This is a genomic window from Pseudomonas sp. YeP6b (genome assembly GCF_025642995.1).
In the GTDB taxonomy this organism is placed as follows: Bacteria; Pseudomonadota; Gammaproteobacteria; order Pseudomonadales; family Pseudomonadaceae; genus Aquipseudomonas.
In genome coordinates this window covers 3,084,482-3,100,047 of sequence record NZ_CP080090.1, presented here as the reverse complement: position 1 = coordinate 3,100,047, position 15,566 = coordinate 3,084,482, and the positions used below count along the sequence as shown (strand labels likewise).

General features: G+C 59.0%; 10 protein-coding genes and 1 pseudogene. 5 read left to right on the top strand and 6 right to left on the bottom strand.

The features are described from left to right. Positions 1-17: 17 nt before the first annotated feature. The 3 genes from KZH41_RS13900 to KZH41_RS13890 all read right to left on the bottom strand — a co-directional run bounded on the left by KZH41_RS13900 (position 18) and on the right by KZH41_RS13890 (position 6,061). Positions 18-2,300, bottom strand: a complete 2,283-nt coding sequence (locus KZH41_RS13900; RefSeq protein ID WP_263275008.1) for an autotransporter outer membrane beta-barrel domain-containing protein — start codon at positions 2,298-2,300, stop codon at positions 18-20. 255 nt (positions 2,301-2,555) lie between these two features. Then, on the bottom strand, positions 2,556-4,676 hold the full coding sequence (locus tag KZH41_RS13895; protein WP_094953825.1) for a hypothetical protein: 2,121 nt from the start codon (positions 4,674-4,676) through the stop codon (positions 2,556-2,558). A 152-nt stretch (positions 4,677-4,828) separates the two neighbouring features. Beyond that, positions 4,829-6,061 carry a hypothetical protein gene (locus KZH41_RS13890; RefSeq protein WP_242155862.1) on the bottom strand — a complete coding sequence of 411 codons (1,233 nt, stop codon included), beginning with the start codon at positions 6,059-6,061 and terminating at the stop codon, positions 4,829-4,831. A 277-nt stretch (positions 6,062-6,338) separates the two neighbouring features. On the opposite strand from KZH41_RS13890, the gene KZH41_RS13885 reads away from it, so the two are divergent. From KZH41_RS13885 to KZH41_RS13865, 5 genes are all read left to right on the top strand, one after another. After that, positions 6,339-7,397 carry a LacI family DNA-binding transcriptional regulator gene (locus KZH41_RS13885; protein WP_094953525.1) on the top strand — a complete coding sequence of 353 codons (1,059 nt, stop codon included), beginning with the start codon at positions 6,339-6,341 and terminating at the stop codon, positions 7,395-7,397. A gap of 87 nt (positions 7,398-7,484) precedes the next feature. Then, a complete protein-coding gene (locus KZH41_RS13880) occupies positions 7,485-8,267 on the top strand; it encodes a sugar phosphate isomerase/epimerase family protein (protein ID WP_094953524.1) in 783 nt (260 codons plus the stop codon). Next, on the top strand, positions 8,260-9,201 hold the full coding sequence (locus KZH41_RS13875; RefSeq protein ID WP_263275007.1) for a sugar kinase: 942 nt from the start codon (positions 8,260-8,262) through the stop codon (positions 9,199-9,201). Before KZH41_RS13880 ends, KZH41_RS13875 begins: the two co-directional genes overlap by 8 nt. A 45-nt stretch (positions 9,202-9,246) precedes the next feature. After that, complete coding sequence (locus KZH41_RS13870) at positions 9,247-10,542, top strand: MFS transporter (protein WP_094953522.1); 1,296 nt, start codon at positions 9,247-9,249, stop codon at positions 10,540-10,542. Next, entirely contained in the window at positions 10,542-11,519 is a 978-nt protein-coding gene (locus KZH41_RS13865; RefSeq protein ID WP_242155856.1) for an NAD(P)-dependent oxidoreductase, read from the top strand. The genes KZH41_RS13870 and KZH41_RS13865 overlap by 1 nt, the downstream gene beginning before the upstream one ends. Positions 11,520-11,656: 137 nt before the next feature. Here KZH41_RS13865 and KZH41_RS13860 read toward each other — a convergent pair whose 3' ends face one another. From KZH41_RS13860 to KZH41_RS13850, 3 genes and pseudogenes are all read right to left on the bottom strand, one after another. Then, positions 11,657-13,360, bottom strand: coding sequence for an AMP-binding protein (locus tag KZH41_RS13860; protein ID WP_094953520.1), 1,704 nt, complete (start codon positions 13,358-13,360; stop codon positions 11,657-11,659). 31 nt (positions 13,361-13,391) lie between these two features. Beyond that, complete coding sequence (locus KZH41_RS13855) at positions 13,392-14,690, bottom strand: acetyl-CoA C-acetyltransferase (RefSeq protein ID WP_094953519.1); 1,299 nt, start codon at positions 14,688-14,690, stop codon at positions 13,392-13,394. After that, positions 14,687-15,564 (bottom strand): annotated as a pseudogene (locus tag KZH41_RS13850) (MaoC/PaaZ C-terminal domain-containing protein). Before KZH41_RS13850 ends, KZH41_RS13855 begins: the two are co-directional and overlap by 4 nt. Positions 15,565-15,566 lie beyond the last annotated feature (2 nt).

The window sequence follows — 15,566 nt, the reverse complement described above, 5'->3', positions numbered from 1 at the left end:
TTAACTGCGTGAACTGCTTAGAAAACCCACTGCACGCCTACAGTAGCGCCCCAAGGCTGGTCATAGGCCTTGCCTTTCATGTGAGTGCCTTCGGCATGCACGCTCAGGCTGGGTGACAACGAAACAGCCAAGCCGGCCGCGACCTCTACACTGCCGCCCGACAGGTTGTTTTTAAATTGCTGATCGTTGACATAGACCTTGTTGTCCGGGCTGAAATCACGCGCCACGGCAGTACGCAGGTACGGCTGCAGGATGCCACCGCTTTCGAGCTGGATATTTTTACCTGCGGTTACACCGACCTTACCGATCGCTGAAGTGGCACGGTCGCTCTTTGCCTTCAAACCGTTGTCCATCGTGTAGTTGGAGCCGCCGATAGCAGCGACGGCCAACTGAGCGAAGGGTTCAAGATACAAACCGTCGTCATCGAGCTTGATATTCTTGCCGACCTCAACCGATGCACTGACCGCGTCTTGCGAGTATTTGCCTTTGGCGCGCTGACCATCGCTCATGTTGACCTGACTTTGGCCGTTCAAGCGGTTGACCTTCGCCGTGAGGTCTACATACACACCACTCTCGTCATCACGCAAAATGCCATAGACACCCGCGTAGTAGCTGTTGACCATACCGCTGCTGCCGCGGCTCAGGCCTAGGGTGGAATTGCTGTAACCGCCCATCACACCCAATGTCCACAGTTCATCGACCGCCCAGTCTGCACCGATGGTCAGACCCGACTGATTCTGTGAGTAGCCCACGCCGTTGCTGTTGGCCGCCACGTCCACCTTGTTACCGTAGCCACGCATCCACAGGCCTTGGCTCTTGCCTTCGCCGAAGCGTACTTCACCCATGCGGGTGCGCAGTATGCTCGATTCGCCGAGCAATACGGCCGGTGCCGCGTTCGCGAGTGCGAGCACCGCCTTGGCGCTGGTACTGGTACCCCGTTTCTCGGTGTCCAAGTACCAATCGGTGCCTTCCTGCTTGAGCCCATATTCGAAAGCGCCGACATCGACGGTATCGCCCACCAGGCCAAACTTGGCGCCGCCGCTTTGAGTGTGCACCACCTTGATGGCCTCGCCGGTGGCCAACTCCGAGCCACTGGCGCCAATCAACAGCTGGTGATTACCTTCGGCGTTGCCATTGACGTTCAACAAGTCGGTCTCGCCGGTGTTGAAGTTGGTGTGCATTTTGAACGTGCCGTTGCCGGCCAAGCTGTTAGTGTTCAGTTGAAAGTACTGGTTTGGGCTGCCAAAGACGACGTTACCGCCGGCCATTCTCAGCGCATTGACCTGGCTGTCACCCACCAGCATCCACTGGGCATTACCGTTGACATCAAGTTGCTTGACGTTGAACAGCTGGCCGGTCAGCGACGCATTGTTGTTGAGTTGCACTGTGCCCGTGCTGCCTGCACCAATGCGCACGTCACCGACCAAGGTGCTGTTGTCGACGTTCATGTTGGCAATGGAACTATTGCCCACCTCAAGCAGAACACCATTGCCGCCAATCAGCCTCGATCCGTTCAGCACCTGAATATCGGACGAGGGTCTATTGTTCGCCGTAGGGTTTACCAAGATCGCCGAACCGGTTTTGCCCTCGACGACAGAATGGTCGAGGATCAAGGTATTGGTCCGGGTCACGTTACCTTCCGCACGCATGAATACGCCGTTGCGCCCCCCTACGATGCTGCTGTTATTCCTTACAAAGGCGTCAGCGTTCGCCAGTTGCAAACCGGTGCCCGTGGCACCCGTGGCCTGGACCTGCGCGCGATCAAGGTTGACCGTGCTGTAGGCACTGGCCGTAATACCGAAATCCCTACCGGATACCCGGCTGTTGTTGTTTACCGTGATGGTCGATCCAACCTGGCTGAGGCCGTTCCGGCTGGCCTGCACACCTGCCAAACCGGTATTAGTGACCGTGCTGTTGTTAGTGATCAATACGCTGCTGTTGTTAAGAACGTGAACAGCGGCAGTTAACCCAAATACTCCTGTACGAGCAGTCACCTGAGAGCCATCAACCACTACGGTCGATCCACCCGTAGCATCGATATCTAACGTTGTGCTACCCGGCCGCAGCGTCAAGCCTGCACCCACCGCCTTAATTTGCGTGGTGGTCGCACCGTCAACAATCAAGCTCGAACCTGCGCTAAGCTCGTAATTAGTAACCGGAGCAGTCGACGATATTACCGTGCCAGGCTGAGTTATGATCCGTGCCTGCACATCAGGGGACGCCAGAAGAAACAGCGTAACAGCCTGAGCCGTCAGGGCCAGGCTCAAAGGCGTGGGTTTGAAATTAAATACTGCCGACATCTTAGTTGACCTCTAGTTGGCGTTCCTTCACGAAACGATAGGGCGGGTTCTAAATCTCGTGAGACCCCTCCAATCAAGCGACGCCATAATTACCCAGCAAACACGCCAGTTCTGTAGGATTTTTCCTGAACTGGAGTGTCAACAATAAACAGATGCTGTAAGACCGAATCATTGCGACACTTTTTCAACACACAACAACTGACATAACCAAGTAAGCCAGAGACGGTCTCCCGCGCTCTGGCTATTACCTTGGTTTTACACTACTGGCACAGGCGTACCATCACAATACAGCGCAGAGGTAATCGGCCCAGGTCTGATGTGATTCAGGCGATAATCTGCAGGATCAGAGTTCACCAGTTCACCCGCTACCGTCACACTGTATATCAACCTTAGCGAGGCCGCGTTCACCGACCGAGCGTTTTGAATCTGTTTGAAAAAAGCACCGGGCGAAGGAAACGTTAAATCAAACCCTAATGTCGACGCCGACAGCGGGAGTGGGTTTGGGAAAGGTATAGTTGTCGACGCAGCTACAGGTGCCGTCTGGCTAGTATTTCTATACCCCGTAATAGTAATCGAGCCGTTCGTGGCACCGTCTAAATTCACTGAAGGCGGAATAAATACTCTAAGTATGCCGGTATTCAATGGATCCAAGGTCGAGCAGACAACCGTCGTTGTCGCCCGTCGAACGATAGGCGCATTCATTCGCCTGAAGACAGATTCTACAGTGACCTCCGTCGCGTTTAGCGGCTGCTGCTGGTTGGTAGAGGTGGTTCGACGGACCGTGTAGCTAGCAATTTGCAGAGGGCCGCCCAATGCCCTGATAGTGTCCCAAGTAATTGGGAACTCTACGATTCCATTGGCTGGGATGTCCGCAGGGGTCGAAAAAGTCTTTTCCGCCGAATAGGCGCCGTAGCTGAAAGAAATCACGAACGGCGTGGCGGCTGCAGGCAGTGTCGCCACATTCCACAGTGTTACCAGACCCACGGCATCGCGGCCATTGTCAACACGCTCGAGTCTATTGTTAGGTCGGGTTTCACCAGCGGGGCGTACCGGTTGAACAACGACCGGAGGGAGATTAGGGTTAGCATCCGTTCCATCTGTCGTCCCAGGTATTACGATTACATTCAGGTCCAGATTGAATATCGTAGTTGCCGCTACCGGGTAAGTAACCCCGCCGCGTATAACGACGTAAGAAACCGTGACTTGCTGGGTGCCTACTGCATTACCGTAGAGCGTAGCAAGTTGAGCCGGGGTGGCCAGCACGGGAACGGAGAAAGGCGTATTACCCAGTGGCCTATCAGCCAACGTCACGGCAACGCCAGTCGAACCCGGGGTCGCCGTCGGGGTAAGGGTCACTCTGAACGTATCTGTCGGGGTTGAGCGCTGAGGATTGGTATAAGGCGGAATGAGTACTTGCAAGCCGCCTTCAAGCGCCATATCGGCGCGATTGATCAGGTTGTCACCAGGGACTGCATGCAAAACCTGCGGCGCCAAAAAGTCAGTGGCGGCGGGGCCCATGGCTACATCGTTTAGCAGGTAAACATTCGACCATTCACTGCAGTAGTTGGCAACGTCACAAAGCTGGTAGCTGAAACGGAAGTTACCATTAGGCGCAGCCTCGATAGTATCCAATGACAATGGAACGGTAACGGCAACCGCCGGATCGTTGGAAATCGGGTATTTTGTTTCCGCACTGGTTGAATCAATGGGAATAGGATAGGGCAACTCGCCGAATCTAAACTGCGCATAATCGCCTTCCTGACGACCTCTCGCAGCATCGTACGGCAGCGTAAACATCACCCTTCGACCGGGCTGGCTCGCGAAGTAATTGCGATCAAACGGGACCGGTAGAGGCTGAGGGGGCACCGGTGCAGGCGGGGCTATTCGCGGCAGATCATACGGGCTCACACCGTCTATAATGATCAACTGTGGTACAGACATGGTTCTGTTGCCTACAGTCGGGTCGTCGTCGCCGATACCGTACCGTAGCAAGTGTACGCCCGATGAGAAAAGGGATCGAGGAAGAGACACCACCGTATCGCCGATGGGGTCGGCAAGGAATCTAAAAGCGAGGTAAGTCTTAGCCGTTAAAAAATATGGACTATCGGTTGCCTCAACATCAGGAGTAGGAAGGGCAAAGGGTACCGTAACATCAAACGGCACCACCTCAAATGTTAGGGTGTTACCAGCTAGTACACCAGTCCCAAGCGGTATAGTGACAGTTATCGTATCGCCCAATGCCGTCTCTCGGTACAGCAAGCCAGTAAAGTTAGGCACTTCACCCAAAAACGTGGCTGGCGCAAACCTATCGGTATAATTACGAGCAAGAATCGCGGTCTCAAAATCAGTGATAATTTTTCTATTTGCGACATTCATTTTAATTCTCCGTTGTTTTAAACCATACAACCTTCTACCCACTTCGCCACTCGAGCAAACTTACGCTTACCCACCACGAATCTTTAAGGCGCACCTTGAGTGCTTACGTTATTTTCCGAAAACAACGACACGCTGTTCAAAACAGCAAAGGCTCACGTATCTAAAATGATTCCACCCGGCGCGCAATAGCCCCCCGTGGGAAAAGTCAAATCAACACGCAACAAACGTTGCAGCGAGTCGCCCAACTTTGCACCCCCACGCCAGACTTCATATCGACCAATAGCGGATGAAAATTTGCGCAAGGGAAACAGTGCCGTGTAGTACGCATCCATGACGACCGGCATGCCTGTCGTTTGATGCAGTAACGTCCACGTCGCAGTCTGTTCAAATAGGACGTTCGCAAGCAGTGTTTCCCAGTTATTGGTTTGATACCCTTGCCAGATAAACTTTATCTGGTCGCCCACCTGTATGTTGGTGTTCGGAAGAATTGTCCAACTAACGCTTTTCTTCTCGGTAGTGAGCGAACTACACGTCAAGTAACCTAGTCTATTAAGTGTGCTTTCCAGTCTCGGCGCCGGAAGCGTGACAGGCTGGACTACCACAGCAGACCCCACCACGAAAGGGAGATCGGCACTCAAGTCACTGTAATTTCCCGTCGCGTCGTAAATTCTGAAGCGCACGTACGCGTTGCCATTGCTCAGCTTGCGAAAGGCGTCAGCCGCGAGTGTTGCGGTCCATGGGAGGCTACTGACATTCAGCAACGACCCGCCCGCCGCCGCCGCTAAGGGAGCGTTAGGCTGGTTGGATAAAAAGAACTCGATCCGATCCCCTTTCGCCATCACGTTGTAGAGCGGGATGTAAAACGCCACGAGAGGGTTGGCTGTCAAATAGGCCTCGTTGACCGCCGGTACGGGCGGCACCACAAACCGCACGGTATCCGTCGATTTCAGCAGGCTTGGCCGTTCCAGATCGACGAGGATCTGTGTTTTTTGAGATTCCGTCGTGTTGCCGCCATTGATAACCGAGTAAAAAAGCCACGCTGTACGACGGGGACGGCGCCTCAACCACGCCAAAGGGATTTCAAACTCGTATTCGTTGGGAATTGCCGGCGGCGGTGGCTTGATTGTTATTCGCTCGATAAGCCACTCGCCATCGTCGCTGAGCTCTCGAAGCTCAAGGATATGGTCTTCATCACCCGCTACCTGTAACGGCGACCAACGTGGGATCTGGACTTTCAAGGGGGTTAACAAATAGTTGAGCGGCACCACGCCATCGGGGTCGTTAAGGTCGACACCCGTGATCGTCATCGGCGGTAACTCTGCGCCGACCCCCAGGGTCAGTATCTTCGAACCGAAGCGCGGATAGGGTTTTTGGAGGTTAGCCATGTTCCGGCCTCAGGTTAATTTTCATGACGACGCATCACAGGAGAGGATTACTTCTGCCTATCGTCCGTAGGAAAATTAAACGCCTAAAGCCTTTGGCCGGATACTGTCATAACTAACAGGTAGCCCTATCCGTTCGTCGGTTTTCTCACGCCTGGTGCCGTGACCTTTTTTAAATAGTTCTTGACGAAACGGGCTGCCTGGCATTCTATGAAACCGGTTTCAGACTGCCGAATGCTGGCAATCAAACGACTAAATCCAATAAGAAAGGCCCGCCACCGTGACTCCATTTTCCGCCGCCCAGCGCAGCCGCGTGACCATGCTTGACGTCGCCGAGCGCGCCGGCGTGTCCAAGGCCAGCGTTTCGCGCTTTATCGGTGATGACCGCGCCCTGCTCTCCGACGCCATTGCCCTGCGCATCGAGCAAGCCATCAGCGACCTCGGCTACCGCCCCAACCAAATGGCCCGCGGTTTGAAACGAGGGCGCACACGCCTGATCGGCATGCTGGTCGCCGATATCCGCAACCCCTATTCCATTGCCGTGATGCACGGCGTCGAGACCGCCTGCCGCCGGCATGGCTATAGCTTGGTGGTGTGCAACACCGACCGCGATGACGAACAGGAACGCCAACACTTGGCGGCGCTGCGCTCGTACAACATCGAAGGGTTGATTGTGAACACCCTCGGCCATCACCTCGACCAATTGCTCGAACTGCAGCAGGAAATGCCGCTGGTGCTGGTGGACCGCAAGGTCGAGCCGCTGCACAGCGACCTGGTCGGGCTGGATAACCCCGCCGCCGTGCGCATCGCTGTGGAGCATCTGCAACAGCAGGGTTATCGCGATGTGTTGCTGGTGAGCGAAGCCGCCGACGGCACCAGCTCGCGCCTGGAGCGCCAGACCAGTTTCACGGCCGAGATCGCCAGCCGCCCCGAACTGACTGGCGCAGTGCTGGAACTGGATGGCGAACTGGAAAGCCGTTTGCAGGCCTTTGTTGCCAAGCCCGGCCCGAAGGCGTTGTTCTGCGCCAACGGCATTGCCGCGCTGGCCTGTACCCGTGCGCTCAAGGCCCTGGGCTGTAACCTGTTTGACGATGTGGGCCTGATCGCCCTGGATGACCTGGACTGGTACCCATTGGTGGGCAACGGCATCACCGCCCTCGCCCAGCCCACTGAAGCGATTGGCGCCAGTGCCTTCGACTGCCTGCTCCAACGCCTGCGCGGCGATGACGCGCCGACGCGCACCCTGGATTTTTTGCCGGAATTAATCATCCGTGGCTCCACACAATCCCTTGTGGGAGCTGGCTTGCCTGCGATGACGGTTCGTCAGACGAAGCAGTAATCGCCTGACACACCGTCATCGCAGGCAAGCCAGCTCCCACACTTGTTTTGCGTAGAAAAATGAAACCGGTTTCAGAGGTACATAACAATGCATAAATACCCCGTCTCCATCAGCCTTTCCAGCTACGGCGCTGACCTGGTACGCCAGCAGGGCCAACTGAGTTTCGTCGAGTTGCTGAGCGCCGCCGGCGCCCAGCGCATCGAATGGCGCGAAGAACTGCTGACCCGCGAACACCCTGCCGCTCTGGCCCAGGCCGCCGCCGCGCATGGCCTGGAATGCGTGTTCTCCTCGCCGCTGGAACTGTGGGTCGCCGGCCGCGCCCAGCCCAACGCCGAGCTGAATGCCACCCTCGACCGCGCCCAGGCATTTGGCGCGCGCTGGCTGAAAGTCTCCCTCGGTTACTTCACCGACACCAACGACCTGCAAAGCCTGCACGCCCTGCTCAACCGCCACCCCGTTCAGTTGCTGGTGGAAAACGACCAGACCCTGCAGGGTGGGCGTATCGAGCCGATGCAGCGGTTCTTCACTGAGGTCGAGCGCCTTGGCCTGCCCGTGAAAATGACGTTCGACATCGGCAACTGGCAGTGGCAGGACCAATCCGCCCTCACCGCCGCACGCCTGCTCGGCCGGCATGTGGATTACCTGCATTGCAAGGCCGTGGCCCGCCGCCAGGACGGCAAGCTGGTGGCCCTGCCGCCCGGCGCCACCGACCTGCATCTGTGGGAACAACTGCTCAAACATATGACTCAAGGTATTACCCGGGCCGTGGAATTCCCGTTGCAAGGCGATGACCTGGTGGAGGTCACCGCGCAGCAGGTCGCCGCCCTCGCCGTCCTTGGCCAACCCCGTGCGGAAAATGCCCATGTCTGAGATCGATATCCTGTCGTTTGGTGAAACCATGGCGATGTTTGTCGCCGAGCAGACCGGCGATTTGGCCCAGGTGGCCCAGTTCCACAAACGTATTGCCGGCGCCGACAGCAACGTCGCCATCGGCCTGTCGCGCCTGGGCTTCAACGTGGCCTGGCTAAGCCGCGTCGGGGATGATTCGCTCGGGCGTTTTGTGGTCGACACGCTGAAAAAAGAAGGCTTGGATTGCCAGCATGTGGCGGTGGACCCGCAGCACCCCACCGGCTTTCAGTTCAAGTCCTGCGAAGAAGCCGGCGCAGACCCTCAGGTCGAATACTTCCGCAAAGGTTCGGCCGCCAGCCACTTGTCCATCGCCGCCATCAGCCCCGCGCTGTTACAGGCGCGGCACCTGCATGCCACCGGCATACCGCCGGCCTTGTCTGAGGCGACCCGCGAGCTGTCGGTGGAATTGATGACGCAAATGCGCAAGGCCGGGCGCAGTGTGTCGTTCGACCCGAACCTGCGCCCGTCGCTATGGGCCAGCCAAGCGCAAATGATCGGCGCAATCAACGCCCTTGCCGCGCTGGCTGATTGGGTACTGCCAGGCTTGAGCGAAGGCCGCTTGCTCACCGGTTTCGACGACCCGGCCGACATCGCCGCGTTCTATCTCGACCAAGGCGCCGAAGCCGTGGCGATCAAGCTTGGGCCGGATGGCGCCTATTACCGCACCCAAATGGACCAAGGCTTTGTCGCCGCCGTGCCGGTGGAAAAAGTCGTCGACACCGTCGGCGCCGGCGATGGCTTTGCCGTCGGCATGATCAGCGCCCTGCTGGAGAACCTCAGCTTCCCCGACGCGGTAAAGCGCGGCAACTGGATCGGCAGCCGCGCCCTGCAGAGCCGGGGCGATATGGAAGGCTTGCCGACCCGTTTGGAGTTACCTGCCCGATCCGTTGCATGACCCACACCCTGTTGCCACAACTACAACAAGCTCAGGAGCAACCCCATGGATACCTTGAAACTCGCCACCCGCCGCTGGTGGTACATCATGCCCATCGTGTTTATCACCTACAGCCTGGCGTACCTGGACCGCGCCAACTACGGCTTCGCCGCCGCCTCCGGGATGGCCGAAGACCTGATGATCACCCCCGGCATGTCCTCGCTGCTGGGCGCGCTGTTCTTCCTCGGCTACTTTTTCTTCCAGGTGCCGGGGGCGATCTACGCGCAAAAGCGCAGCGTTAAAAAACTGATTTTCGTCAGCCTGATCCTCTGGGGCGGCCTCGCCACCCTGACCGGCGTGGTGTCCAACGCCTACATGTTGATCGCCATACGCTTCATGCTCGGGGTGGTCGAAGCCGCCGTGATGCCGGCGATGCTGGTTTACCTGTGCCATTGGTTTACGCGTGCGGAACGCTCGCGCGCCAACACCTTCCTGATCCTCGGCAACCCGGTGACCATGCTGTGGATGTCGGTGGTCTCGGGCTATCTGGTGCAGCATTTCAGCTGGCGTTGGATGTTTATCATCGAAGGTTTGCCGGCGGTGATCTGGGCGTTTATCTGGTGGAAGCTGGCGGATGAAAAACCCGCCGACGCCAAGTGGCTGAGTGAGCAACACAAAAAAGACCTGGAAAGCGCCCTGGCCGCCGAACAAGTCGGGATCAAGGCGGTGAAGAACTACGCCGAGGCGTTTCGCTCGCCCAAGGTGATCGTCCTGGCGCTGCAGTTTTTCTGCTGGAGCATCGGCGTGTACGGCTTTGTGCTGTGGCTGCCGTCGATCCTCAAGGCCGGTTTGCAGATGGACATGGTCGAAGCCGGCTGGCTGTCGGCGCTGCCGTACCTGGCAGCGGTGATCGGCATGCTCGTGGTGTCGTGGGGCTCGGACAAGCTGCAAAAACGTAAACGTTTTGTGTGGCCGCCGTTGTTGATTGCGTCCATCGCGTTTTATGCGTCCTACGCACTCGGCGCTGAGCATTTCTGGTGGTCCTACACCCTGTTGGTGATTGCCGGGGCCTGCATGTATGCGCCTTACGGGCCGTTCTTCGCCATCGTCCCGGAAATTCTGCCGGCCAACGTTGCCGGTGGCGCCATGGCACTGATCAACAGCATGGGCGCGCTCGGCTCTTTCGGCGGCTCCTACCTGGTGGGTTACCTCAATAGCAGCACCGGTTCGCCTGGCGCCTCGTACCTGCTGATGAGCGGTGCGCTGATGCTGGCCGTGGTGCTGACGATTTTCCTCAAGCCCGGCGCCAGCGACCGTGTACGCGTGCCGATGCCCACTCTTGGATTGAAGGTGAAAACCTGATGAAAAAATCTGTCGTTTTATATAAAAAACTCTCCGCGCCCTTGATGGCCCGGCTGCACGAGCACGCCGACGTCACGCTGATCGACGCGCTGGACGAACCGGGCCTGGCCAAACTGCGCGACGCCTTACCCCGTGCCCAGGGCCTGCTGGGTGCCAGCCTGCGCCTGGACGCCCAGTTGCTCGACCTGGCGCCCAAGCTTGAAGCAGTCGCCAGCGTCTCGGTGGGTGTCGACAACTACGACATCGACTACCTCACCCAACGTGGCATCCTGCTCAGCAACACCCCGGATGTGCTCACCGAAACCACTGCCGATACCGGTTTCGCGCTGATCCTGGCGACCGCGCGCCGTGTGGTCGAACTGGCCGACATGGTCCGCGCCGGCCAATGGAACAAGAACATCGGCCCCGCGCATTTCGGCAGCGACGTACACGGCAAGACCTTGGGCATTATCGGCATGGGCCGCATCGGCGAAGCCCTGGCCCAACGCGGGCATTTTGGTTTTGGCATGCCGGTGATCTACCACAGCCACTCGCCCAAACCGTTGGTGGAAGAACGCTTCGGCGCGCAGTACCGCAGTTTGGTGGCCTTGCTCAAGGAAGCCGACTTTGTTTGCCTGACCTTGCCGCTGACCGCCGAAACCGAAAAGCTGATCGGCGCTGAAGAGTTTGCGCTGATGGGCCCAGAGACGATCTTTATCAATATCTCACGTGGCAAAGTGGTGGACGAGGCCGCACTGGTCCAAGCGTTGCAGCAACGTACGATTCGGGCGGCGGGCCTGGATGTGTTTGAGCGTGAACCGTTGAACCACGACTCGCCATTACTGCGCTTGAACAACGTGGTGGCCACACCACACATCGGCTCGGCGACCCATGAAACGCGTGAGGCGATGGCCAAGTGTGCGGTGGACAACCTGCTGGCGGCGCTGGCGGGTGAACGGCCGAAAAACCTGGTGAATCCAACCGCCTGGAAACACTGATCGCCTAGACTTACACAACACCCATGTGGGAGCGGACTTGCCCGCGATGGCGGTGTGTCAGTCGATGAATTCGGTGACTGACACAATGCTATCGCGGGCAAGCCCGCTCCCACAGTTAGATCACCTACACCGGTAAATCAGCGCAAGGCGCGGCGCAGTACTTTGCCGACGGTGGTCTTGGGCAGTTCGGTGGTGCGAAATTCCACATACCGCGGCACTTTGTACCCTGTCAGGTATTCCCGGCAGTGAGCGAGGATCTGTTCCTGGGTCAGGTTCGGGTCTTTGCGCACGACGATGATTTTCACTTTTTCCCCGGTCACAGCGTCTTCCACGCCGATGGCCGCCACTTCACTCACGCCTGGGTGCAAGGCCACCACGTCTTCGATTTCATTGGGGTACACGTTGAAGCCCGAGACCAGGATCATGTCTTTCTTGCGGTCGACCAGGCGGATATAGCCGCGCTCATCCATTACGCCGATATCCCCGGTCGACAACCAGCCCTCGGCATCCAGCACCTCGGCGGTTTCCTTCGGGCGCTTCCAGTAACCCTGCATCACCTGCGGCCCACGCACTTGCAGTTCGCCCTGCTCACCGATGCCGGCCAACTCGCCGTCCTCGCGCATAAAGCGCACCCAGGTCGACGGCAATGGCACGCCAATGCTGCCGGTAAACTCCATCTCGCGCATGCGTGAGATGTCGATGGGGCTGATGCTCACCACCGGCGAGCATTCGGTCAGCCCGTAGCCCTCGATGATCGGCAGCCCTGTCACCTCCTTCCAACGCTTGGCCACCGCCGTGTGCGTGGCCATGCCGCCGGCAATCACCATGCGCAGGTCGGAGAAGTCCCGCGCGCAGAATTCCTTGTTTTCCAGCAAGCCATTAAACAAGGTGTTGACCCCGGCAATCCCGTTGAAACGCTCTTTGCGCAGGATCATCTGCACGCGCTTCACGTCGCGCGGGTTGGCGATCAGGATGTTGCGCCCGCCCAGGCACATGAACATCAGGCAGTTCACCGTCAGGGAAAAGATGTGGTACAGCGGCAACAAGGTGACGTTGGTTTCTTGCGTGTCCTGGTCCAACTGGTCACCGACCCAGGCCTTGGCCTGCAACAGGTTGGCGATGATATTGCGGTGGCTGAGCATCACGCCCTTGGCGTCCCCCGTGGTGCCGCCGGTGTATTGCAAGAAGGCCAGCTCATCGAGGTTCATCGCCACCGGGAGGTGATTAAGCGCCCGCCCCTGTTTCAGCACCTTGTTGAAGCGCACGGCGCCGGGCAGGTTGAATGTGGGCACCTGCTTTTGCACGCTGCGCAGGATGAAGTTCATCGCCGCGCCCTTCAAGGTGCCGAGTAAGTCGCCGATGGCCGCCACCACCACGCGCTTGACGCTGCTGCCGGCCACAACCTTTTCGAGGGTGTGGGCGAAGTTTTCGAAGATCACCACCGTTTCGGCGCCGCTGTCCTTGAGCAAATGCTTGAGCTCATGGGCGGTGTACAGCGGGTTGACGTTGACCACCACCGCACCGGCCAGGATCGTGCCCAGCAGGCAGATCGGGTACTGCAAGCAGTTGGGCATCATCAACGCCACACGGTCGCCTTTCTTCACGCCCTGGCCCTGCAGCCACGCGGCAAACGCGATGCCTTGCACCTGCCAGTCGGCATAGGTCATTTCGGTACCGATGCTGACGTAAGCGACGCGTTCGCGGAACTTCTCCAGGTGTTCCAGGAACACCTCACGCAACGACGGATACGCCTCGATACCCGCCTCAATGTCTGCCGGCACGCCGGGCAAGTAAGCGTTCAACCAGATCCGTTCGGCGTGTTCCAGGCTTACAGCGTTCATGGCAGTCTCCTTGTTATTGTTTTGGGTAACGCTACTTTTCGACGATGGCAGTAATGCCCAGCCCGCCCGCCGCGCAGATCGAAATCAAGCCGCGCCCGCCACCGTTCTCATGGATGGTTTTGGCCAGCGCCGCCAGTTGCCGGCCACCGGTGGCGGCGAACGGATGACCGCAGCCGAGCGAGCCGCCGTTGACGTTCATCTTGCTGCGGTCGATGGCGCCCAACGGTGCGTCCAAGCCTAGACGCTCGCGGCAATAATCGGCGTCCTCCCAGGCCTTGAGGGTGCACAGCACCTGAGCGGCGAAGGCTTCGTGAATCTCAAAAAAATCGAAGTCGGCAAAGCTCAGGCCTTCGCGTTTGAGCATGCGTGGCACCGCATAGGCCGGTGCCATCAACAGGCCCTCGGCGCCGTCGACAAAACTCACCGCCGCCGTCTCGCCAGTGCGCAGGTAGGCCAGTACTGGCCAGCCATGTTCAGCCGCCCATTCTTCGCTGGCCAGCAGCACCACCGAGGCGCCATCGGTCAGCGGCGTGGAGTTGCCCGCCGTGAGGGTGCCGTTCTGGCGGTCGTAGGCCGGGGACAGCCCGGCGAGCTTCTCCAGGCTGGCGTCGGCGCGCAGGTTGTTGTCGCGCACCAGGCCACGGTAAGGGCTGATCAAATCGTCAAAGAAGCCACGTTGGTAGGCCGCATCCAGGCGCTGATGGCTGGTCAGGGTCAACTCGTCCTGGGCCAGGCGTTTGATCTGCCAGCGCTTGGCCATTTCTTCGCAGTGCTCACCCATCGACAAACCGGTGCGCGGCTCGCCATTGCGCGGCAGCAACGGCTTGAAAAACATCGCCGGTCGCACCTTCAGCAGCGCTTTCAACGTGTCGCCAAGGCCTTTGGCGCGATTAGCCGAGAGTAAGGTGTGGCGCAGGGATTCATTGATGCCGATGGGCGCATCGGAGGTGGTGTCGGCCCCCCCGGCAATGCCCACTTCGATCTGGCCCAGGGCGATTTTATTCGCCACCAGCAACGCCGCTTCCAGGCCCGTGCCGCAGGCTTGTTGCACGTCGTACGCGGGCGTTTCTGGCGACAGCGTGGTCGACAACAACGACTCACGCGCCAAGTTGAAATCCCGCGAATGCTTGATCACCGCGCCCGCAGCAAACTCGCCCAGGCGCTGGCCGTGCAGGTTGTAGCGCTCGACCAGGCCTTGCAAGGCGGCGACCAGCAGGTCCTGGTTGCTGTCATGGGCATACACACTGTTGGAACGGGCAAACGGAATACGGTTGCCGCCGATAATCGCCACACGGCGGGTCGGGGCCGGGTTGAAGCTGTAATCACTCATGGGTGGCTCTCATTCCAAATAAACAGCCCACGCATATGCGGTTTATCACCGGCAAAGTTGCGCACTTCGAACTCACGGCGCGGGCCGGTTGCCGGGCGACTCCACAGGGCGACCTGGCCGGGCAGGAAGATCGGCAGTTTGAAGTCGCAATGCGCTTGCGCCTGATCCAGACCACCCGGCGGTTGCTGGGCCGCCAATGCGCGGCCCAAGGTCCACATGCCGTGGGCGATAGCACGGCGAAAGCCGAATATTTTGGCGCCGATCACCGAGGTGTGAATCGGGTTGAAATCCCCCGAAACCTTGGCAAACCGTCGGCCGAGGTCGGCGGGCAGCACCCAGCGTTGGGTGCGTAACAGGCCGTCTTCCTGCAACCCCAGCACGTCATCCCACGGTTCACCGACCGGGTTTTTCACGGCGCGGCGAAGGTACAGGCTGTCGCTCTCCCACACCAGCGCGTCGGCGCTGTAGGCCCGCGTGGCGATACTCAGCGCCTGGCCTTTGGGATGCGCGACCCAACCTCCAGGCGCAGCGCCTGGCCTTCGTGCAAGCGCTGGTGCTGACGAATGCGATTGGCCAGATGCACCATGCCGCTGGCCGGGTACGGAAAGCTTGGCCGCGTCAGCAGCATCAGGTGCAACGGGAACGCCAGCACGTGCGGATAGGACAGCGGCACGCCCTGCTCACGCCGGAAACCACAGGCGCGGCCATACGCGGCGATGTCACTGGCCGACAGCTCCACCGCCGCGCGCACCAACAGTGCCTGGGGCAGCAACGGCGCGCCGTCGAGCTTGGGTTTGCGCAGCGCGCGCACACCATCCAGTAACAGCTGGGTGCGTGAGGGTGGTGGGTCGATGATCTGCGTCACGTAGTCCATGG